The organism is Veillonella sp. VA142, from assembly GCF_003992135.1.
Taxonomy (GTDB): Bacteria; Bacillota; Negativicutes; order Veillonellales; family Veillonellaceae; genus F0422.
In genome coordinates this window covers 35,153-56,255 of record NZ_RQVN01000010.1, presented here as the reverse complement: position 1 = coordinate 56,255, position 21,103 = coordinate 35,153, and the positions used below count along the sequence as shown (strand labels likewise).

Genomic DNA, 21,103 nt, shown 5'->3' with positions numbered 1-21,103 from the left:
TTTGTGAAACCCGCACTCTGGCTTATGTTTACTTCTTTCGAAGTAATTACCTTTCATTGTTCAGTTTTCAAAGATCAACTTTATCATCCACAACGCTGTGTTGTGGCGACTAGATTATAATAACAGATTCACGGATTCGTGTCAACAGTTATTTAATCTTTTTAATTTCCTTCATCTATGATTTTTAGGAAAATTAAAAGTGCTTATGTCTCAAGCACTAATGGTATTATATGCTATTTACCAATAATTTGCAACCCTACTTCATATAAAATTTTCATGTATTCACTATAGAATCTTTTTTTCTAAATTATTGCAACTATTACGTAGGATTCTCATGTATTTCTTACTAACCAAGTTAGATGATCATAAGAATAGGATGGCGTACTCCGAAAAGACACTGTCAAACTTTTACTCGATAAACGCAGTTACTGCATTACCATTTTAGAGTGGTATGCCGTGCTTCTCTGTAAGGAACACAGTCATGCGTAAAACGTTTTGCGACGTTATTATTACCTAAATCTTGAAATGCAAAAACGAGCAACATGTTCCGGAACAAACCTACCGTAGGATCAGTTTGTGGAGGAATATGTTGCTCATTTCCCTTTCACCCGTTAAGCACTTAAGCAAAATAGAATAGCTTCATTAGAGACGATTCCGTGCATCTTTTTTATTTCTTGATTTCCAAATTGCCCACAGGGATGTGGCTACGCAAATGGATGAGTACGCACCGCTTACAAAACCTACAATCATAGTTAGAGCAAAGTTCTTTGTTGTATCCCCACCAAAAAAGTATAGAGAACAACAAGCAAACAATACGGTTGATAATGTGTACACAGACCGATGGATACTTTGATGGATACTTGCATTAGCAAGGTCAGCAAATGTATCAGTCCGCTTATGCGTATGCGTATTTTCACGAATACGGTCGAAGATAACTACGGACTCATTCATGGAGTAACCAATAACCGTCAAAATCGCTGCCAAGAAAGAGGAATCAATTTCCAAATGGAAGAAAGAGAATATCCCCAATACCATGATTAAGTCATGGAAAATCGCGGACAAGCAGGATAATGCTACACGGTACTCAAATCGATATGTGATATATAACGCCAACGCCACAAATGCAATTAACAAGTTAGTTAAAGCATGTTCTGTGACTTCGGAACCAATAACAGCACCTACTGATTCAATCCGCTTCACTGTGCCTTCTGCTAAATTTTTATTCAACGCTGCTACCACAGCTTGACTTTCACTAGCCTCAAGATTACGGGTACGAATCATTACCGTTTTACCCTCTGTATCCGTAGAATCTGCCCCCGATAGCTGAATAACAGAATTTTCTAAATCAAAGGCTTTCAAGTTTTCCCGTACCGCAGACACTTGCACAGGTTTACTAAATTCCACTTCTACAATGGTTCCGCCTGTAAAATCGATACCAAAGTTAAATCCATACATAAACATGGATATAATACTTAGAATAACCGCAATGGAGGAGATACTAAACCACCAACGATGACGTTTTATTACATCAAATGTCATTTTTTCTTATCTCCTTTCTTAAATGCTTCAATGGTAACAGATGGAGATATATTAGAACCATACCAGAATGGACGATTCGTAATCCGCGCTGCAATTAGCATATGCATTAACGTACGACTCATAGATACCGCTGTAAACATAGATACGATAACACCTAATGCCAAGTTAATTGCGAAGCCTTTTACAGGGCCACTACCAAGAACAATGAGGATAACCGCTGTAATCATAACAGATGTATTCGCATCAAAGATAGTGTCAAAGGCACGACGGAACCCAGATTCCATAGACATACGTAATGTCTTACCATCTACTACTTCTTCTTTAAATCGTTCAAAAATAAGAATATTGGCATCTACGGCTACCCCCATACTGAGGATAATCCCCGCTACCCCTGGCAATGTCATCGTCGCATTCAGGACATGTGGTCCAAGGATCGCTACCAAAATTAATACAAAGACTAACAAGGCGATGGTTGCCACAAATCCAGACAATCTGTATAACACAAGCATAAATGCAATGATTAAGGCAATCCCCACACCAAAGGCAACGACGGATTTATCTTTGGAGTCTTGACCCAAAGTAGGGCCAACTGTACGCACTTCCATAACTTCTACTTTAACAGGCAAAGCACCAGAACGCAATAAAATAGCTAAGCTTTTAGCTTCTTCCAAGTCACGGCTGCCAGTAATACGAGCACTACCACCCGTAATTGGTTCGTTGACCACTGGATTTGTCAATTGCTCACCATCTAAATAAATACCAATATGACGGCCGATATTAGCTGTTGTTAAAGCGCCGAATTTTTTCGCCCCTTCATCTGTTAATTGGATGTTAACAGATGCTTGTTTACCTTCTAATTGCTCTTTCGCATCTTTTAAATCATTACCATCTAAATGAACTTTACCATTTTCATCACGGAACTCAAGAACCGCTGTTTTACCAACTGTTTCGATGGCTTTTTGTGGATCTTTTTCACCAGGTAATTCGATAATGATACGTTTTTTACCTTCCCGTTGAATGATAGGTTCTGTTAAGCCCATTTCATTAATACGACGGCCTAAGATTTGAATAACCCGTTCCACCGCATCATCTGTTACCACATTAGGGCCAGAATCTTGTGCCTCTAATACAATATGGGTACCACCTTGTAGGTCCAACCCCTGTTTAATGGAGTTGGCCAGAGGCCCAATAAGCCAAATAAATAGGCCTAAAATCACTGCTACTACGCCGAAAAAGCGCAAAGCTGCTTTTGTGTTCAATGGATTCCCTCCTATTCTTTATAACAATGGATACTCTCTGATGGGGTCACAATTGTGTACATCCACTCATCATGTGGTGCCATGGGCAACATTTCTTCTGAAAGTTGGTTATCCCAGGCTATACCAATCCGTTTTTCTACAGCAATCTGTTGTAAATATCGATCATAATATCCAGCACCCATTCCCATACGCCCACCTCTTCGATCAAAGGCAAGACCGGGAACGAGAATACAATCCAATATTTGAGGTTCTACTATTACATAAGGTTCTTTGGGAATCCGTATTCCCAATGTTCCTCTGTCAAGGTCCTCTAAACTCTTTATACGAACTCCTATCATATCTGTCTTGGTCACACACACAGGCACATATACATATTTATCCCGGTGCAACGCTTCTGTAATAAACGCATCTATATTGGCTTCTCTTGGCATAGCCAAGTACGCCATAATATGCTCCGCATCAACTACTGCCGGTATAGACCAAAGCCGATTAGCTAATTGTTGAGACCCACTAGAAACCTCTTGGACTGGTACATTGCGACGGCGTTCTAAAAACTTCTTACGCAATGCTGTTTTATCCATTACTTTTGTTCCTTTCCAAGAACTTGAGCAATCGCCGTACGAGCAAATTTCATTTCCACTTTTTCAGATACTTGTAACACTGCTGTATCTTCTGTTAAAGAAATAATTTCACCATAAATACCACCAACAGTCAATACTTTTTGACCTTTTTTCAAGCTGTTCAATAACACTTGACGTTGTTTTTGTTGTTTCTTTTGTGGACGATATAGCAAGAAGTAAAAAATCACGACCATAATTAATAGTGGTAAAATTGCTTGTCCCGTTTGTCCTTGGAAAAATTCTAAGAAATCCATACATCCTCCTATTTACTAAAATATTGCCAGAACTCTTCGCAGAATGCTACAAATCGATCTTCTAAGATGGCTTTACGCATTTGACGCATGAACTCTAGTAAGAAATATAAATTATGATACGACACCAATCGAAAAGCCAAAATTTCTTCAGCCTTGTATAGATGTCGAATATAAGCTCTTGAATAGTTTTGGCACGCATAACAGCCACAACCCTCTTCAATAGGTCGCCAATCACGCATAAACGATGCATTACGTAAATTCAATCGTCCTTTCCATGTCATGGCCATCCCATTTCGTGCCACACGTGTTGGATACACGCAGTCAAACATATCGACACCGCGGGCTACCCCTTCCACTAAACAATCAGCTGTACCAACACCCATCAAATAACGAGCTTTATTAGTAGGCAACAACGGTGTTGTATATTCTAGTACTTCATACATCAAATCATGTGGTTCTCCTACAGAAAGGCCACCAATACTATACCCTTCGAATTCCATTGCCACTAACTCTTTGGCACTTCTTTCACGAAGGTCTTTATACATACCACCTTGGACAATGCCGAACATACCTTGGTTCTTAGAACGACGTGCCTCTTGGCAACGTTCCGCCCAGCGTGTAGTCCGCGCTGTGGATGTATCTGCATATCTATGATCTGCCGGATAGGGAATGCACTCATCAAATGCCATCATAATATCAGAACCTAATTGTTCCTGTACTTTTGTTGCCACTTCAGGAGACAGAAACTTTTTAGATCCATCTAAATGAGATCTAAAATTTACCCCTTCTTCAGTAATCTTGCGCAATTTACCTAAACTGAACACTTGGAATCCACCACTATCCGTTAAAATAGCTTGGTCCCAGTTCATAAATTTATGCAAGCCTCCCGCTTCTTCCACTAGGTCAGCACCTGGACGCAAGAACAAATGATAGGTATTACTCAAGATAACTTGAGAGCCCATCGCTTTCAGCTCCTCTGGGGCTAATGTTTTCACCGTTGCCTGTGTTCCAACTGGCATAAACATCGGTGTTTCATAGGTCCCATGCGGAGTATGCAATAACCCTGCCCGTGCACCTGTATGAGGGCATTGTTTTTGCAATTCATATCTAATTGCCATATATACACTCCTTTATTACTTTTGTATTATAACACAATTTTCATTTTATCGAATGAACATTGCGTCACCAAAGCTGAAAAACCTATACTTTTCACGGACTGCTTCTTCATAGGCCGCTAAACAATGCTCTCTACCAGCTAAGGCACTAATAAGCATAAGTAAAGTAGATTGTGGCAAATGAAAGTTAGTGATCAATGCATCTACCATCTTATACGTATATCCAGGGTAAATAAAGATTTGAGTCCAATCGGATCCACTCCTTATATGACCTATCTCAATCGCTGCGGATTCTAATGTACGCACCGATGTGGTTCCTACAGCAATCACTCTTCGACCTTCTGCCTTAGCACGATTCACCAGTTCTGCAGTTTCTTCTGGCACATGATAAAACTCTTTATGCATATCATGGTCTTCAATAGATTCTGCTGACACAGGCCGGAATGTACCTAGCCCTACATGCAATGTAACAAATCCAATTTGTACCCCTTCACGCTGAATTTCATCCAATAATTCCGGTGTAAAATGTAAGCCCGCAGTAGGTGCTGCCGCCGATCCTTTTTCTTTGGCATATACTGTTTGGTATCTATCTTTGTCTTCTAGTTTTTCATGAATATACGGAGGTAAGGGCATTTCACCAATGTCATTGATGATTTCATCAAAATTGCCATTTGGCTTAAATTGAATTAATCGGCCACCAAAATCTGTATGGTCCATGACTTGTGCCTCTAAATTAGGTCCAAATACTAGTTCTTGTCCTTTCAAGCATTTCTTGCCAGGTTTCACAAGGCATTCCCAGAGGTGTTCTCCTTTAGGCGTTAACAGCAGCACTTCTACCTTGCCACCTGTTCCTTTTCGTTCTCCATACAAACGAGCCGGGATGACCTTTGTATTATTAAAGATTAACACATCCCCTGCCTGCAACTCTTCTAGTATAGAGTGAAAGGATTCTTTATGACATATTTCTCCTCTCACCTTATCCAAGGTCATCAATCGCGAAGTGTCTCGTGGTTCTACCGGGTGCTGCGCTATTAACTCTTCCGGCAAGTTATAATTAAAATCAGATACTTTCATATTCGTCCTCTTATTATTTGTACAGTTTCGAAAGTGCCGTACCTTGGTAATAATGTTGTAAAATCACTGTATAATAATCAGGCTGGCTCGCCTCTTTTCGACTCGCCATTTCCGCCGCTCCCCACTGTGAAAGTCCTAATCCATGTCCCCAACCATATCCATGAATAGTCACAGTCTGATTAGCTTTACTAAAAATATGGTTCGCTTTTACAGAAGGCCCCTGTATCCGACTTGGCGGTGTTTGTCCTATATAAAAATCAAACAAAGTGGATTTCAACCCAAATAATCCTTGCACTTGTTCTCCTGTGAGCGATATAGAACCTTTTTCACCAACAAATTTCATCGCTTTTACACGGCCTGATACGCCGCGATCTTGTACTTTCATAGGTCGCTCTGCCAAGGGAGATAATTCAATTTTTTGTAAGTATCCTACAGATTTACTAGCTCCAGCTAATTTCTGTTCTATACTTTGACGGCTAGTGATGACATTCCACACTGTAGTCCCTTCATGATTAGAATAATCTACCACTCCTTTTAGATATGGCAAATCATTTCCCCACAGGTTTACACTATCTTCTGTATAGCCGCCACCATCAGAGTGAAAGAGGGCATTAATAGGTTGCCCCTGGTAGGTAATCACTATGCCATGGGTACGCTTTACCGCTGCATTCGTACTAGCAAATTCACTACTTTTACCACCATATACTTGGTCAGCTGTGGTAGTTCCAATATCATAGATGCTATTTTGTTTGCTCTTCATAGAATATAAAGCATATGTCCTAGCCGCTATGGCTTGTGCTTCTAGTGCTGGAGTAGGCCAGCTAGGCACGACTTCTTCTGGAACTACCCCTTGTACATATTGTTCTAATCCCAGTACATTAAGTACACTCATCGTTCCTGATGCGTTACCATGCACAGCGATGGCTCCTCGATAGATTTTACCTAACGTTTGTAATTCAGATCCATATCTGCCTTGTGCATTTTGGACGGTAATAGACGTATCAATACTATGTCCATTTATCTGTACTGATCCACCTCCAATGGATATGGTCATACTCTGATTTTCTCTGATAGTTTGCACTTGATGTCCACGGCTATCTAAAACAACCATAGGCATAGCGCTACTAATGGTAAAAGATTGTGATCGATGCCCTAGCAATACTCGTATCACTGGTTCTCCGCTAGAACCTGATTCTCGTACCGAATTAGACTCTACTTTTGTAGCATCTTTTTTATCTTTCTTATCGGATTCCGACACGGCCTGTTTTTCAACATTCAATGCTTTTACTGTAGGCTTCTGAATCACTCGCTTAGATGCTGATGGAACTTTTTTTGCGTTCGGCTTTACAAAGGTAGCTTTCACTATTGTACGTTTCGGCGCTTCCTTTTGTGATACTGCCATTCCTACAAGTGGTGTACTCCCTAGTAAAGCTGTCATAACCGCTATCGCCACATGGCGATATCCTATCTTTTTCATGCGTCCACCTTTCTGGGGATTCCCAAGTGGTCATAAGCAGCCGGCGTAACGATACGTCCCCGATTTGTTCGTGCCAATAAACCAAGTTGCATCAAATATGGCTCATACACATCTTCAACACTTTCACGTTCTTCACTTACAGAAGCTGCAATCGTATCCACACCTACAGGGCCACCATCAAATTTTTCAATGATAGCGCTTAAAATGCGTCGGTCTATACGGTCTAACCCTAACTTATCAATATCTAACCGTTGTAATGCCTGGTCTGCAATGTCTTTTGTAATCATACCATCGCCCAATACTTGTGCCACATCACGGACACGTTTCAATAAGCGATTGGCAATACGAGGGGTTCCCCTAGAACGTCGTGCAATTTCACTGGCTCCTTCTGGGTCCATGCGAATATCTAAAATATCAGCAGAACGGCTCACAATAAATTCTAACTCATTTTGCTTATAATATTCCAAACGGCTAATCACACCAAAGCGATCACGCAGAGGTGCTGCCAAAGAACCCGCTCGTGTAGTAGCCCCAATCAGCGTGAATTTAGGCAATTCAATGCGCACAGATCTAGCACTAGGCCCTTTACCAATAATGATATCTAAAGCATAATCTTCCATAGCAGAATATAGCACTTCTTCTACAGACCGAGATAATCGATGAATTTCATCAATAAACAGTACATCTCCCGGTTGCAAATTACTCAATAAAGCTGCTAAATCGCCAGCTCGTTCTATGGCGGGTCCGGATGTAACCCGGAAGTTCACACCTAATTCATTGGCTACAATCCCTGCTAAGGTAGTTTTACCAAGTCCAGGAGGTCCATATAATAACACATGGTCTAATGTATCTCCTCGTAGCTTGGCAGCTTCAATGAAAATATGAAGGTTTTCCTTCGCTTGGGTCTGTCCAATATATTCTTTTAAATAGCGAGGACGAAGACTAAATTGCCAATTGTCTTCTTCCCGTTCTTGCATGGTTACAATTCGATTTTCTTGTTCCATTCTTATCGTCCTTTACCCAATGCCGCTAACACTTGTTTTAATAAGACTGGTACTTCTTGTGAGCCATCGTAAACTTCTTGAATCACTGGTTGCACTTCGTGTGCGCTGTACCCTAATGCCATAAGTGCTTCTAGCACTTCTTCGGTAGCACCTACAGGCACTTGCTCTACCGGTGAAATTCTTCCCGTTGGTGTGAAAGTTCCTGCAATACCGAGGCCTTCAATTTTATCTTTTAACTCTAGTACCAATCGCTCTGCTGACTTTTTGCCAATACCAGGCAATTTCTGAAGACCTTTGGTATCACCACTAATGATGAGTCCTACAAAATGCTCCGGGCTAATAGCCGATAAAATACCGAGTCCCAATTTAGGTCCTACTCCGGATACGGAGATGAGCAGTAAAAACAATTCATAATCTTCCATGGTCAAAAAGCCATATAGCTGAATGGCATCTTCGCGAACATTGGTATACGTGAATAAACAAGTTTCTTCACCTACTTGCAACTGACTTTGCACTGAACTAGGTACGTATACACGATACCCCACGTCATGAACATTGACGTACACCGCATCTAGTAATCGATGGGTAACAATCCCTTTTATATATGCAATCATAAATTCCTCACAATTGTAAAATTTGCTTTAATGTATCGGTATGAGAACTATGGGCTGTACAGATAGCAATCGCCAAGGCATCAGCCGCATCATCAGGCTTAATTTTTTCACGAATCCCCAATAGGTTCATCGTCATATACGTGACCTGCTCTTTTGTGGCTTTCCCATAGCCCACCACAGATTGTTTTACCTGTAATGGTGTGTATTCATAAATTGGTAAGTCTTGTTGACTCGCCGCTAGTAGTGTAACGCCTCTCGCTTGCGCTACGCCGATACCCGTCGTTACATTGCGGGCAAAGTACAATTTTTCTATACCAAACTTTTGAGGATGAAATTCCTCTAAAATATCACTTAGTTCATTAAATATAATTTCTAACCGGCTTGCTTCCGGCGTTTTCGCCTCTGTGGTTATCACTCCGTAGGTAACTGGTTTTAGAGAACTCCCTATAACATCGATGATACCATATCCACAAATCGCATAGCCTGGATCTATTCCAATAATTCGCACGCTATAACCTCTGATTTCTTTTCATTATTCTAATCATTTAATTATAGCAAATTTACAGAACATCTGCACCTATAGTATCCCTTTTTCTAATAAGCTTACATAGATGCCATCACCAATAATAATATGATCCAATACAGGGATCCCCATCACTTCCCCAGCTCTGGCAAAAATTTTCGTCACCCGTACATCATCACTGCTCTCTGTAGGATCTCCTGAAGGATGGTTATGCATCAAAATAATAGCAGCTGCATTGGCATCTATAGCTTGGCGGAATACGGCTCGTTGCTCTGCCGTACTACTAGTCAATCCCCCTTTAGAAATCAGAACAGGCTTAATCAATTTATTTTTCACTGTCAGTAATAAGACATAAAAGTGTTCTTCTGTTTTATGACGAAGACGCTCCATCATGTAGTTAGCCGCCGCCTCTGGAGTGCTAAAATCTTCCCAATCTCTTTTCACTTTCATCTGTCCTAGACGCCTACCCAGTTCGATTGCTGCACAAATGGTCACCGCCTTATCTTGTCCAATACCGTCAATTTCTCGCAAAGCATCTACAGTAACATTGTTCAAACCTCCTACTAATCCTTCCATCCGTGTTACCACTTCATGAGCGACTTCTAAGACGGTAGACCCTTTACATCCTGTACGCAATAAAATAGCTAGCAATTCTTCTAACTCTAGCGCTTCAGCTCCTAAAGCAATAAATTTTTCTCGCGGCATTTGATATGATTGTAAGTCCAACATAATTCCTCCAACATTTGAAAGTACACCCTCTAGTCCTATAAACGACAATACGCCACACTCTGAAGAGTGTGACGCATCACTATGTACCCATCGTGGGCACTCATATATCTTTCTTTATACTATATTCTCTATAGATTAGAAAACTCCTTTTATTTCCTTCAAATTGTATCCGAGTTCTCTCACAGATTCCGCCTCAGTCGAGGTCTAATGATAACAACCAGATTAGGGTAAACTCCCTTCCTAACCTATACTAAGAAAAGCTTATTCTTTCACACCCTCCGCACCTGCTTGACCTTGCCCATATACATTGGCTGCATAGGTCTCAAAATCTTCACCATGTTTGAAAGCATCTTCTCTTAGATATGCATGAAAGACGACTTGGTCTTCTTTCACCTGCACCAAATTCGGTATATGTTGTGCTATAGTATCAAAGAACTCTTGTTCTGCTTTCAATAATACACGTCCATGCTTTAATTTCTTACCTTCCACCACTGAGTAGGCTAAGGCCCATACTGGTCGGTCATCAGTGGAGGACAGCTTGCGATATTTGTAACGAAACTTTACCGGAGGCATAATAGACTGCTTGAAGCGATACACTCCATTCATCATTGCATAGGGAATGACCATTCGTTTCTTTCCTAACAAGCCTACCTCATCAATAATAAAATCCGATTCAGTCAATCTAAATGTATAGGTCCCTACTGCCTGCGATACAAGAACAAACAAAATAATTCCTTCGATCAATATTTCTGCTAACGCTACACTACCTAACTCCACGTAACGCCATACACTATATACTAACGCTACGAACACTATTGCAATAAATACACTAACTAAGGCAATTCCCGCTTTGGAATGCTTCGATTGTTCTTGATACTGTATCGACATACTTTCACCCTTTCCTAACTATCATCATTCCTATTGCTAGGATAGCAATGGATGAAAGCATTTGTCAACAACAAAAGAGTCTCCTCATAGAGGAGACCCTTTCACAGATAATCAGAGATTACCAGTTTTTCATCACTAATGGGCTAGTAATACGTTTTGTATCACGAGCGATCATGATTTCTTCATTTGTAGGGATTGCAAAGATTTTAACTTTGGAACCTTCTGCACTGATTTCAGCTTCTTTACCACGAACATTGTTGCGTTCAGGGTCAATACGAGTGCCTAAGTATTCTAAACCATTGCAGATTGCGTCACGGTTACCAATACCATTTTCACCGATACCAGCTGTGAATACGATAGCGTCAACGCCGCCCATAACAGCTACGTAAGCACCGATTGTAGCACGTACTTTGTAGTGGAACATATCCAATGCTAATTGCGCACGTTTATTGCCTTCTTCAGCAGCTTCTTCGATTACACGGAAGTCATTAGATACACCAGAAATACCGAATACGCCAGATTTTTTATTCATGATAGCATCGATTTCATGGTAAGTCATATCCCATTTTTCCATCAAGTAAGGCACGATAGCTGGGTCGATATCACCACAACGAGTACCCATGATCAAACCAGACAATGGAGTAAAACCCATGGATGTATCGATAGAACGCCCACCTTTGATTGCTGTAACGGAAGAACCATTACCTAAGTGACAGGATACGATACGAAGATCAGACATGTGTTTACCCATCAATTCTGCTACACGTTGTGCTACATATTTATGGGAAGTACCATGGAAACCATAGCGGCGAACGCCTAAATCAGTGTATGCTTCGTATGGAAGACCATATAAGAATGCTTCTGGTGGCATTGTTTGATGGAATGCTGTATCAAATACACCAACTTGTGGTACATTTGGCATAATTTTTTGGCATGCTTCGATACCTTGGATATTTGGAGGATTGTGAAGTGGAGCGATTTTTGCGCATTCTTCCAATGCTTCCATCACTGCTGGCGTAATTAATACAGAGTCAGCAAATTTTTCAGCACCATGTACTACACGGTGACCTACAGCATCGATTTCATCCATAGAGCCAATTACACCGTGTTCTGGATCAACTAAAATATCCAATAAGACTTGTAACGCCACTTTGTGGTCAGCTACTGGTTCGATGCGTTCTAATTTGTCAGCATCTGGACGACGATGAGTGAAAATAGCATCATCGGAACCGATTTTTTCAAATTGACCTTTCGCCAATACAACTTCATGCTCCATATCAATTAATTGATACTTCAAGGAGGAGCTACCGCAGTTTACAACTAAAACGTTCATGTCTTATCCCTCTTTCTTAGTAACTTGAATGTGCCCATTCACACGTTGATTGATGTCTTCTCCTTGTGGAGAACTATCACTGTATGAATAGCGTATATTCCACAGTACACCTTTATTAATGAAAGTATACTGAGTAAACCTAATTTTTTGTCCATTAGCACCTGCTAGCATCGTAGATTTGACAGCCTGTACGCCGTCCACCTGCACTCGCTCTTGGTCCCATGGTATATTGGCACCCGTTTGGCCTAATTCTTTAACCAAAGCTTGCTGCCCTAATTTTGCGCCCTCTTCTAGCGTTGGTAATGGTGATCCTGTGGAAGCCTGAGTAGCGCTTACATAGACACCATAATTTTTATCTAGTCCTGCATAGATGGTCAAAGGTTGTCCCTTTTCATTAGCCACAATTCTATCCAACTGACCAAAGTCAAAAGGAGAATCCACAATCACTTCAGATTGACCTACATTGATGACTTTCTGACCAAAACTATAGGTATCGATGGCTTGTTGACTACCACAACCACCTAAGAACAACACCATCCCTAAACCAAGGGCTATGATATATTGTTTCATATGCTTACCTCTAATAGACACAATTTCTACACCCAATTATAACATTAAACTCACGTTTTTTTCTACCCCTTTTTATGAGCTCTTCCATGCATAGCAAGTCTATTGTATATAACTGTTAAGTATAGCACAATTCACACTTCTTACTGTACTCAAAGAATATTCATCATTATTTTCTCAACAAATTATATGCCCCATGGGTATCATTTATGAAAGTTTTATCTCATGATATACTAATATACATAACAGGAGGTACCAGACCATGAACACCATCGGAATTATTGCAGAATATAATCCCTTTCATAAAGGGCATGCCCATCAATTACAAGAGCTTCGCCATAAATATCCTGACTCGACCTTGCTCGTTGTGATGAGTGGCGACTTTGTGCAACGGGGGACACCTGCCATATTTTCTAAATTTCACCGTGCCCAATGGGCTGTCATGGGTGGAGCCGATATCGTCTTTGAGCTACCTTCTATGTTCGCCGTTAGTTCTGCAGAATATTTTTCATCCGGTAGTGTCAGATTATTACATGCTCTAGGGTGTGACTCCATTTCTTTTGGGGCTAGCCATACACAAGTAGAAGAACTTGTATCCGCTGCCAAAACTCTAGATCACCCTAGCACACAAGAATCGTTGCGCACTCTTTTAGGGCAAGGGTACTCCTATGGCACATCTCTTCGTAAAGCAATTCAGCTTTACCATTCAATGAACACCTCATTGAATACTGATAATTCCTTTGGCAAAAACTCAGAGGGCAACATATTCTCAGCAACAAAACAGCCCTCATCAGCGAACAATTCATTAGAAAGCTCAAACCATTTACGTATATTAGACACTGACCCTAATACTATCTTAGGCATTGAATACATACGCGCCTTGCATCGCTATCACATCGAGTTAGATATCATTCCCGTGAAGCGCACTAGTTCCCATCACAATCCAACCTTAGGAGATTCCTTACCATCTGGCACCGCCTTGCGAAGTGCTATTTATGCATCATTAGAAGGCAATGCATCTATCTCATTAGGTGAATTAGGAGACGATGCCTCCTCTTTAAAAGATGACACTTGCAAGTGGCATCATTACTTGCCCTCTATGGTAGCCCCTCTTGCGCTAGACATTGTGTACGCTGGCTATTACTCTAATTTAGAGTGCTATTATGATATGATTCACTTCACCAGTCGTCTATCGACCAAAGAAGAATTGCATGTCCTACAGGATATGAGTGACGGCTTAGAAGATACTTGGCTTACTGCGAGTGCCCTTTCCTCTTGGGAGCAAGCTCGTAAAAGTTTAAAGTCAAAACGCTACACATATGCCCGACTCGATCGTATTGCCGCGTATAGTCTATTCCGCCGCACTAAAGAGATGTTCCATAAGTGCCACCAACAAGGGCCTACCTATGGACGACTACTAGCATTCAACGACCGTGGACGTCAATACTTAAAAGAAAAGCGTTCCTCTATTCCCATCGTCCAAAAATGGGCCCCTTTCTGCCAGCAAGCAACAGGGATTACCAAAATACTATGTGAACAAGATCAACTAGTAAGTCGAATATGGAGACTCACCGTAGATAATCCACGTTATAGAGACAGCCATTATGATTACACCACCAGCCCTTTATACATTAACTAAGATATAACCAATAAAAGCACGCCTAACTCCTACTTAAGTAGAAATACGGCGTGCTTTTCATTAACCTCGTAACTCTTGTATTGATTGTAATAGGGCTTTCATAGCTATATCAATTTCTTCATAGGAAATAGTTAGTGCTGGAAGTAAACGAACCTTTTGTTTTGCACTCAACAGCACTACCCCTTTTTGCAAGCACGCTGCTAATACATCTTTTACTGGTACCACTGTTTCTATACCAATCATCAATCCTTTGCCAGAAACAGACAAAATCCCCTCTTGCCCTGTTAATCTATCCTTAATATATTGTCCTTTTTCACGAACTGACTGCAACATAGCCTCATCCATATGACTCATAATCGAAATAGCTCCTGCCGCACATATAGGATTTCCACCAAAGGTAGAGCCATGATCTCCTACTTGCAATACATGCTCCACCTTCTCTCCTAACAAGGTGGCTCCCATTGGTAATCCTCCAGCTAATCCTTTAGCGGTGCTCACAATATCAGGTGTGATTCCATAATACTCATACCCATAGAGTTTGCCTGTTCTACCATTCCCTGTTTGTACTTCGTCCATAATGACTAGGATATCGTGTTCATGTGCATAGTCGACTACGGCTTTTACAAACTCATCATCTAAAGGCATGACACCGCCTTCCCCTTGTATGGACTCCATCATAACAGCACAAACACTGTTATTCCCGAGGTAGGTTGGAATCGCTTCTATATCATTCGGTGGCATGTATGAAAACCCTTCAGGAAAGGGACCATAATATTGATGAAACACTTCTTGTCCTGTGGCAATTAAGGTTCCTAATGTCCGTCCATGAAAGCTATTTTGCAAAGTCACTACACGATATCTATTCAGTCCATACGTATCATGGCTATACTTACGAGCTACTTTAATGGCACATTCATTGGCTTCCGCTCCTGAATTACAAAAGAACACTTTTTTCATGCCTGTTTTATGACATAATATTTCCGCTAATTTTGCCTGTGGCGATGTGTAGTACAAATTAGATACATGGTTCAAGGCTTCTACCTGCGCAATTACGGCAGCTTGCCATTGAGAGTCACAAAACCCAAATGCTGTGACCCCAATACCAGAGCTCATATCAATGTATGTGTTTCCTGTCTTATCTATTAAGGTTGAGCCTTTCCCTTGTACAAACTCTACTGGTTGTCTTCCATAGGTATGTGCAATATACGTGGTATCTAATATCTGTGTGTCTTCTAGCTCTGTTAATTTTGTAGCCTCTTGTATATGTGCTACCATTTCCTCATTTAGCTCTTTAATCCCCATAAGTCCTCTACTCCTTTATGAACATAGTGCCCAACCCTTCATCTGTTAACAGTTCAATTAATATAGCATGAGGGATTTCACCATTGATGATAAATACTTTTTTAGCTCCTGCTTGTAATGCGTCTACACAAGAATCTACCTTAGGAATCATGCCACCTGCTATGATTCCTTTTTCTTTCATGGATTGTACCTCTTTCACCGTTAGTACACTCAATAATGATTCAGGATCTGTTACATCTGTTAATACCCCATCTATGTTTGTCATTGCTATCATCGTTTCTGCTTGCAATGCACCTGCAATATATGAGGCCGCTGTATCTGCATTGATATTATATACCTGGCCCGAATCATCTACGCCGACAGTCGCTATCACTGGAATATATCCAGCTGCTATAGTTGTTTCTATTAAGGATATATCCACTTGATCAATAACACCCACAAATCCAAGGGTCTCTTCTTTTTGGTATGCTTGTATCATAGAGCCATCAATGCCACATAATCCTACGGCTTTACCGCCTAATGCCACTAGATCTGCCACTAGGTCTTTATTGACTTTTCCTGCTAATACCATTTGCGCCACATCTAAGGTTTCCTCATCTGTCACTCGCAATCCATTATGAAAGGTGGACATTTTTCCCACTGCTTGTAAGGTGTCATTAATCGCTGGTCCTCCACCATGAACCAACACGACTTTGACTCCTACTAATTGTAACAGTAACAGGTCTTTCATCACACTTTTTCGCAACTTTGAATCTGTCATGGCATTGCCACCATATTTAACCACCACATATTGATTACTATATTGTTTGATATATGGCACAGCTCCCGTCAATAACTGTGCTCTCGTCATATTATCTATCATTGCTGTATCTCCTTATATATGTAATCCTGTTGTTTCTGTTAGCCCTAGTGCAATATTCATATTCTGTATAGCCGCTCCGGATGCCCCTTTTCCTAAATTATCATACAATGCATGAACTACTACACGTCCATCCTGACCGGTCACCAGTATTTTCATACCATCATAACCACTCATTGTATTGGCGCTAATCATACCAGTATCTTGTGATTCCACTGAGATAAGCGGACTATCTTGATAAGCCTTTTGATAAACTTCAAAAATCTGTTCCATGGTCATGTGATCCATGAAGTCATCCATGACTAATGGCACAGACACTAGCATACCACTGTAATAATCATCCACTATAGGCATAATAATCGGTTCTGTAGCCAATCCACACTGATGGACTACTTCTGGTAAATGTTTATGTTGCTGTCCTAGGGCATAATGACGAGGGGCGTACAAATCAATCCCTTTATCTTCTCCATCATAGGATTGAATCATGGATTTACCACCTCCACTATATCCTGTTAAAGAAGTCGCCGCGCCATGATATGTGTTAGTCAACAATCCTTTTTGCATCAATGGATACCAGATAGCAATCATCCCACTTGCATGACAGCCAGGATTCGCTATCCATTTAGCTGTTTGAATCTGTTGACGATGCTCTTTGCTTAATTCTGGAAATCCATAGGCCCAGCTTGGATCTACTCTAAATGCAGTGGAGGCATCAATCACTACGGGTCCTGTCGTTTCTGTCCACTCTTCTTGACATGCTGCGACGATATCTTTAGAGGCTTGATCTGGTAAGCATAAAAACACCACATCCGATTCTTTGGCTACTTTCATAATCGTGGGTACATCTTTACGCAATTCTTCTGGTATTGGTAACACCTCTACATCAGGATGCGTTTGTAATCGTTCATCAATTCTAAGTCCTGTTGTTCCCTCTCTTCCTACGATACAAGCTTTATACATAGGATTTACTCCCTTTCATTGGATAGTTTCCAAACGTGGCTACCATAACTGCTTTAATAGTGTGCAGTCTATTTTCTGCTTCCTCGAAAGCTAACGAATGAGGCCCTTCAAATACCTCTTCTGTCACTTCTATGCCATCTAATCCAAAGCGCTCTAAGATATCTTTACCCACTTGTGTATCCCCATTATGGAAAGCAGGTAAGCAGTGGCAAAATTTAATCGATGGGTTGCCAGTAAGCTCTAACATATGTTGTGTAATACGATATGGTAAAAATTCTTTAATTCTCTCTTCCCACATATCATAAGTATCGCCCATCGTTACCCATACCCCTGTATAGATAACATCTAATCCTTTCACGCCTTTTTCTACCTTATCTGTGAAAGTAATCGTAGCGCCTGTTGTCTTTGCAATTTCAAGGCAAGCTTCGTAAATCTTGCCACTAGGTGCATATTTTTTTGGTCCAATCACACGAAAGTCCATCCCTAATTTCACTGCCCCAATCATCAAAGCATGGCACATATTCGACTGTCCATGTCCTACATAGGCAAAGGATAACTCTTTCAATGGTCTCTCCACATGTTCCTGTAAGGTCAAAAAATTGGCCAATGTTTGTGTTGGATGATCCGCATCTGTAAGCCCATTCCACACTGGAACACCGGCATATTCTGCCAAGGTTTCTACATCCTCCTGCGCAAATCCTCTAAATTCTATCGCATCATACATAGACCCTAGCACACGGGCTGTATCTTTTAATGTTTCTTTTTTATTCATTTGTGTTCCACTAGGACCTAAATATGTCGTATGTGCCCCTTGATCGGCAGCCCCCACTTCAAATGCACACCGCGTTCTCGTAGAATCCTTTTCAAAGATAAGAGCAAAGTTTTTTCCTGCTAATAGTTGTTTCTCTTGTCCTGCTTTTTTATCGCGTTTTAAGGTAGATGCTAAGTCTAATAGATAATAGATTTCTTCTGGTGTATAGTCCAATAATGTCAAAAATGATTTTCCCTGTACATTCATTGTATTTATCCTTCTCATCCTTACGTATCCTTTTTATATCTCATATTCAACTATTTCATGTTAGAGGCTCCACATAAGCGTTCCCACACAATGCCCGCCATCATAGTCGCGCCAGATGTTAAAATACTTTCATCAATAGTAAATCCTGCGTTATGCAATGGTGGGTTGCCCTCAAACCCAGTTCCCAACCAAATGAAAGTACCCGGAATATGCTGTAAATAAGCTGAAAAATCTTCTGCTGCCATAGAGGGGTGCTCCATCATTTGCACTGCCTCTTCCCCTAAATAGTCGGCCACTACAGAGGCTGCATGTGCCACAGAGGCTTCGCTATTAATCGTGGCACCATGTCCCCGCTTATACTCAATAGTGCTCTTCGTCCCAAACATACTATCAAGGGCTTCCAAACTTTTTGTCAATCTTGCTTCCATATAATCCCTTTTGTTCGGATCGTAGGTTCTACAAGTGCCTTCTAAATGGGCTAGTCCTGCCCCCACATTGTAACGTTCTCCCGCTTGAAAAACACCAATTGTACAAACCACTTGGTCCATTGGATTTGTTTCTCTAGCAATAATCGATTCCACCGACGTAATCCAGTTAGCCGCTGCTACAATGGCATCAATTCCATTATGTGGTTCTGCTCCATGTGTTGCTTTTCCCACAATATCTACATTGAATCTATCGGAGGCCGCCATAAAGTGTCCTGCTTTTAAGCCAATTTTACCTACTGATATTTGAGGCCATACATGAAGTCCAAAAATTTCATCCACGGTATCCAACACCCCAGACTCCATAATACCTTTAGCACCTGCAATTAGAGCCTCTTCCTCGGCTGGTTGAAACACAAGGGTCACCGTACCATGCAATTCATCACGAATACTTTGTAAGATGCTCGCTGTTCCCAACAAAATCGCTACATGGCTATCATGTCCACAAGCATGCATAATGCCTGTTTCTTGCGAAACAAACGGTAATCCTGTAGTTTCTACGATAGGCAATGCATCCATATCTGCCCGCAATGCAATATTAGGGCCTTCATGTCCTCCATGAATAGTACCAATGACTGCATAACCGTACACATTATCTTTATGTTCTATACCTAATGCATCCAATACACCCATAATCATTTTCTGTGTTTCTTTCTCTTTTCCAGATAATTCGGGATGTGCATGAATATGTCTTCTCCAGCCTATCATATCCTTTGTGAACGTTTTTGCTAATTGATTAATATTTGCATTCATAAGTATATCTCCTTTTAAAAAAAATGTATATTTATTCCTTATGAATGTATAATAACATATATTATTTATATATGCAATAATATATGAATATTTATTCTTTATGCTATGTATGTCTATAGTTCATAGATGCAAAAAGTCCCTTGTACTGAATGCATCATTGCACTCAGTACAAGGGACTTTTCTATTACAACCATTCTGGAGGATCAACGATCATTTTACCACCTTCAATATCAATAGTTAACACCACTGTTTTCAAAGCAGGCAACAATAAATCCGGTTCACCTTCTTTGGCTACTACGTACACATCGTTTGCACCAGGCTGTAATACTTCTTTTACAATACCTAAATCATTACCTTCCGTATCTTCCACGGCAAGGCCTTCGATTTCAAAGATATAATATCTATCTTCTGGCAGTTCCACCAAATCTTGCCTTGGCACTTTAATTTCTTGTTTCCCCAAACGCTCTACAGCAGTGCGGTCAGGTAATTCTTTAAAAGTGGCCAAAATAAACTGTTTATGAAATTTAGCGGAGGTAATATGGTATGGTGAACCATTGATGTAGCATACATCCATTTTCATAAACCGATCTGGAAAGTCTGTTCTCGGCAATATACGAACATCGCCCCGCACGCCGTGCGGAGCGACGATCACACCGATAGTAATCAGTTCTTGTGTATCCATTATTGACGGAATGCCACAACTTTGCCATCTTCTAACAAAATTTCAGACCCCATAAGAGCATCTAAATTATCACCGATTTTCACAGTAATCGTTTGCTCCATTTGGCCTTGGGCAATTTCAGAACCAATTTCAAGCTTTTCCGCTTCTTTCAAATGCTCTGCTACTTGAGCTTTGAAAGCTATACGTTGTTGCTTATCTTCCTCGATTTGTTGACGCAATTGGATTAAACCTTGTGCATCAATTTTGGCTTGTTCACTTAACAAACGTTTAGCTTGGAATTCGATTTGTTGTAAATCTTGGTCCGCCATATCCATTTGTTGTTGTAAATCAGCAATAATTTTGTTTTTTAAAGTGTCCGTAACCTTAGACTTAATTGCCACGGGTACGCGTAATGTCATTTCTTCCATGT

At 40.7% G+C, this 21,103-nt stretch carries 22 protein-coding genes; 1 reads left to right on the top strand and 21 read right to left on the bottom strand.

Going from position 1 to position 21,103, the window contains the following annotated elements:
- Positions 1 to 642: 642 nt before the first annotated feature.
- From secF to EO117_RS05380, 14 genes are all read right to left on the bottom strand, one after another.
- On the bottom strand, positions 643 to 1,539 hold the full coding sequence (gene secF / locus EO117_RS05445) for a protein translocase subunit SecF (RefSeq protein ID WP_126939468.1): 897 nt from the start codon (positions 1,537 to 1,539) through the stop codon (positions 643 to 645).
- Complete coding sequence (secD, locus tag EO117_RS05440; protein ID WP_126939467.1) at positions 1,536 to 2,798, bottom strand: protein translocase subunit SecD; 1,263 nt, start codon at positions 2,796 to 2,798, stop codon at positions 1,536 to 1,538. Before secD ends, secF begins: the two co-directional genes overlap by 4 nt.
- 11 nt (positions 2,799 to 2,809) lie before the next feature.
- On the bottom strand, positions 2,810 to 3,379 hold the full coding sequence (locus tag EO117_RS05435; RefSeq protein WP_126939466.1) for a 5-formyltetrahydrofolate cyclo-ligase: 570 nt from the start codon (positions 3,377 to 3,379) through the stop codon (positions 2,810 to 2,812).
- A complete protein-coding gene (yajC, locus tag EO117_RS05430) occupies positions 3,379 to 3,672 on the bottom strand; it encodes a preprotein translocase subunit YajC (protein WP_126939465.1) in 294 nt (97 codons plus the stop codon). The genes EO117_RS05435 and yajC overlap by 1 nt, the downstream gene beginning before the upstream one ends.
- 8 nt (positions 3,673 to 3,680) lie before the next feature.
- Positions 3,681 to 4,790: a tRNA guanosine(34) transglycosylase Tgt gene (gene tgt / locus EO117_RS05425; RefSeq protein WP_126939464.1), complete on the bottom strand. Its 1,110-nt coding sequence runs from the start codon at positions 4,788 to 4,790 to the stop codon at positions 3,681 to 3,683.
- 45 nt (positions 4,791 to 4,835) lie between these two features.
- Positions 4,836 to 5,861 carry a tRNA preQ1(34) S-adenosylmethionine ribosyltransferase-isomerase QueA gene (queA, locus tag EO117_RS05420; RefSeq protein WP_126939463.1) on the bottom strand — a complete coding sequence of 342 codons (1,026 nt, stop codon included), beginning with the start codon at positions 5,859 to 5,861 and terminating at the stop codon, positions 4,836 to 4,838.
- Positions 5,862 to 5,874: 13 nt separating this feature from the next.
- Complete coding sequence (locus EO117_RS05415) at positions 5,875 to 7,338, bottom strand: SpoIID/LytB domain-containing protein (protein WP_240632587.1); 1,464 nt, start codon at positions 7,336 to 7,338, stop codon at positions 5,875 to 5,877.
- The gene (gene ruvB / locus EO117_RS05410; RefSeq protein WP_126939462.1) at positions 7,335 to 8,342 is read right to left on the bottom strand and encodes a Holliday junction branch migration DNA helicase RuvB; all 1,008 of its coding nucleotides are present in this window, start codon (positions 8,340 to 8,342) and stop codon (positions 7,335 to 7,337) included. The genes EO117_RS05415 and ruvB overlap by 4 nt, the downstream gene beginning before the upstream one ends.
- A gap of 2 nt (positions 8,343 to 8,344) precedes the next feature.
- On the bottom strand, positions 8,345 to 8,956 hold the full coding sequence (gene ruvA, locus EO117_RS05405; protein ID WP_126939461.1) for a Holliday junction branch migration protein RuvA: 612 nt from the start codon (positions 8,954 to 8,956) through the stop codon (positions 8,345 to 8,347).
- A 7-nt stretch (positions 8,957 to 8,963) separates the two neighbouring features.
- Complete coding sequence (ruvC, locus tag EO117_RS05400) at positions 8,964 to 9,464, bottom strand: crossover junction endodeoxyribonuclease RuvC (RefSeq protein ID WP_126939460.1); 501 nt, start codon at positions 9,462 to 9,464, stop codon at positions 8,964 to 8,966.
- A gap of 69 nt (positions 9,465 to 9,533) precedes the next feature.
- Positions 9,534 to 10,208 carry a DNA repair protein RadC gene (radC, locus tag EO117_RS05395; protein ID WP_126939459.1) on the bottom strand — a complete coding sequence of 225 codons (675 nt, stop codon included), beginning with the start codon at positions 10,206 to 10,208 and terminating at the stop codon, positions 9,534 to 9,536.
- Between the two features lie 261 nt (positions 10,209 to 10,469).
- The gene (locus EO117_RS05390; RefSeq protein WP_126939458.1) at positions 10,470 to 11,096 is read right to left on the bottom strand and encodes a hypothetical protein; all 627 of its coding nucleotides are present in this window, start codon (positions 11,094 to 11,096) and stop codon (positions 10,470 to 10,472) included.
- 118 nt (positions 11,097 to 11,214) lie between these two features.
- Positions 11,215 to 12,429, bottom strand: coding sequence for an acetate/propionate family kinase (locus tag EO117_RS05385; RefSeq protein WP_126939457.1), 1,215 nt, complete (start codon positions 12,427 to 12,429; stop codon positions 11,215 to 11,217).
- A gap of 3 nt (positions 12,430 to 12,432) precedes the next feature.
- Complete coding sequence (locus tag EO117_RS05380) at positions 12,433 to 12,999, bottom strand: hypothetical protein (RefSeq protein WP_126939456.1); 567 nt, start codon at positions 12,997 to 12,999, stop codon at positions 12,433 to 12,435.
- A 259-nt stretch (positions 13,000 to 13,258) separates the two neighbouring features.
- Between EO117_RS05380 and EO117_RS05375 the strand changes: the two genes are divergently transcribed.
- Positions 13,259 to 14,635 (top strand): nucleotidyltransferase family protein, encoded by a 1,377-nt coding sequence (locus tag EO117_RS05375; RefSeq protein WP_126939455.1) that lies wholly within the window; start codon positions 13,259 to 13,261, stop codon positions 14,633 to 14,635.
- 60 nt (positions 14,636 to 14,695) lie between these two features.
- Here the strand turns inward: EO117_RS05375 and EO117_RS05370 are convergent, their stop codons facing one another.
- The 7 genes from EO117_RS05370 to EO117_RS05340 all read right to left on the bottom strand — a co-directional run bounded on the left by EO117_RS05370 (position 14,696) and on the right by EO117_RS05340 (position 21,101).
- Positions 14,696 to 15,910, bottom strand: coding sequence for an aspartate aminotransferase family protein (locus EO117_RS05370; RefSeq protein ID WP_126939469.1), 1,215 nt, complete (start codon positions 15,908 to 15,910; stop codon positions 14,696 to 14,698).
- A 34-nt stretch (positions 15,911 to 15,944) separates the two neighbouring features.
- Entirely contained in the window at positions 15,945 to 16,799 is an 855-nt protein-coding gene (gene argB / locus EO117_RS05365) for an acetylglutamate kinase (RefSeq protein WP_126939454.1), read from the bottom strand.
- 12 nt (positions 16,800 to 16,811) lie between these two features.
- Positions 16,812 to 17,756 carry an N-acetyl-gamma-glutamyl-phosphate reductase gene (argC, locus tag EO117_RS05360; RefSeq protein ID WP_126939453.1) on the bottom strand — a complete coding sequence of 315 codons (945 nt, stop codon included), beginning with the start codon at positions 17,754 to 17,756 and terminating at the stop codon, positions 16,812 to 16,814.
- Complete coding sequence (gene argF / locus EO117_RS05355; RefSeq protein ID WP_126939452.1) at positions 17,749 to 18,774, bottom strand: ornithine carbamoyltransferase; 1,026 nt, start codon at positions 18,772 to 18,774, stop codon at positions 17,749 to 17,751. The genes argC and argF overlap by 8 nt, the downstream gene beginning before the upstream one ends.
- 50 nt (positions 18,775 to 18,824) lie before the next feature.
- Complete coding sequence (locus tag EO117_RS05350; RefSeq protein ID WP_126939451.1) at positions 18,825 to 20,012, bottom strand: M20 family metallopeptidase; 1,188 nt, start codon at positions 20,010 to 20,012, stop codon at positions 18,825 to 18,827.
- A 184-nt stretch (positions 20,013 to 20,196) separates the two neighbouring features.
- On the bottom strand, positions 20,197 to 20,694 hold the full coding sequence (gene rimM / locus EO117_RS05345; protein ID WP_126939450.1) for a ribosome maturation factor RimM: 498 nt from the start codon (positions 20,692 to 20,694) through the stop codon (positions 20,197 to 20,199).
- Positions 20,694 to 21,101 carry a YlqD family protein gene (locus EO117_RS05340; RefSeq protein ID WP_126939449.1) on the bottom strand — a complete coding sequence of 136 codons (408 nt, stop codon included), beginning with the start codon at positions 21,099 to 21,101 and terminating at the stop codon, positions 20,694 to 20,696. The genes rimM and EO117_RS05340 overlap by 1 nt, the downstream gene beginning before the upstream one ends.
- Positions 21,102 to 21,103: the final 2 nt, after the last annotated feature.

Excerpts from the sequence above, each read along its gene's own strand:
- yajC (WP_126939465.1), bottom strand. The coding sequence starts at position 3,672 with ATGGATTTCTTAGAATTTTTCCAAGGACAAACGGGACAAGCAATTTTA.
- tgt (WP_126939464.1), bottom strand. The coding sequence starts at position 4,790 with ATGGCAATTAGATATGAATTGCAAAAACAATGCCCTCATACAGGTGCA.
- EO117_RS05375 (WP_126939455.1), top strand. The coding sequence starts at position 13,259 with ATGAACACCATCGGAATTATTGCAGAATATAATCCCTTTCATAAAGGG.
- argF (WP_126939452.1), bottom strand. The coding sequence starts at position 18,774 with ATGAATGTACAGGGAAAATCATTTTTGACATTATTGGACTATACACCA.
- EO117_RS05370 (WP_126939469.1), bottom strand. The coding sequence starts at position 15,910 with ATGGTAGCACATATACAAGAGGCTACAAAATTAACAGAGCTAGAAGAC.
- EO117_RS05380 (WP_126939456.1), bottom strand. The coding sequence starts at position 12,999 with ATGAAACAATATATCATAGCCCTTGGTTTAGGGATGGTGTTGTTCTTA.
- EO117_RS05385 (WP_126939457.1), bottom strand. The coding sequence starts at position 12,429 with ATGAACGTTTTAGTTGTAAACTGCGGTAGCTCCTCCTTGAAGTATCAA.
- queA (WP_126939463.1), bottom strand. The coding sequence starts at position 5,861 with ATGAAAGTATCTGATTTTAATTATAACTTGCCGGAAGAGTTAATAGCG.
- ruvA (WP_126939461.1), bottom strand. The coding sequence starts at position 8,956 with ATGATTGCATATATAAAAGGGATTGTTACCCATCGATTACTAGATGCG.
- EO117_RS05350 (WP_126939451.1), bottom strand. The coding sequence starts at position 20,012 with ATGAATGCAAATATTAATCAATTAGCAAAAACGTTCACAAAGGATATG.
- EO117_RS05435 (WP_126939466.1), bottom strand. The coding sequence starts at position 3,379 with ATGGATAAAACAGCATTGCGTAAGAAGTTTTTAGAACGCCGTCGCAAT.
- secF (WP_126939468.1), bottom strand. The coding sequence starts at position 1,539 with ATGACATTTGATGTAATAAAACGTCATCGTTGGTGGTTTAGTATCTCC.
- EO117_RS05340 (WP_126939449.1), bottom strand. The coding sequence starts at position 21,101 with ATGGAAGAAATGACATTACGCGTACCCGTGGCAATTAAGTCTAAGGTT.
- argC (WP_126939453.1), bottom strand. The coding sequence starts at position 17,756 with ATGTATAAAGCTTGTATCGTAGGAAGAGAGGGAACAACAGGACTTAGA.
- EO117_RS05390 (WP_126939458.1), bottom strand. The coding sequence starts at position 11,096 with ATGTCGATACAGTATCAAGAACAATCGAAGCATTCCAAAGCGGGAATT.
- rimM (WP_126939450.1), bottom strand. The coding sequence starts at position 20,694 with ATGGATACACAAGAACTGATTACTATCGGTGTGATCGTCGCTCCGCAC.
- radC (WP_126939459.1), bottom strand. The coding sequence starts at position 10,208 with ATGTTGGACTTACAATCATATCAAATGCCGCGAGAAAAATTTATTGCT.
- ruvB (WP_126939462.1), bottom strand. The coding sequence starts at position 8,342 with ATGGAACAAGAAAATCGAATTGTAACCATGCAAGAACGGGAAGAAGAC.
- argB (WP_126939454.1), bottom strand. The coding sequence starts at position 16,799 with ATGATAGATAATATGACGAGAGCACAGTTATTGACGGGAGCTGTGCCA.
- EO117_RS05415 (WP_240632587.1), bottom strand. The coding sequence starts at position 7,338 with ATGAAAAAGATAGGATATCGCCATGTGGCGATAGCGGTTATGACAGCT.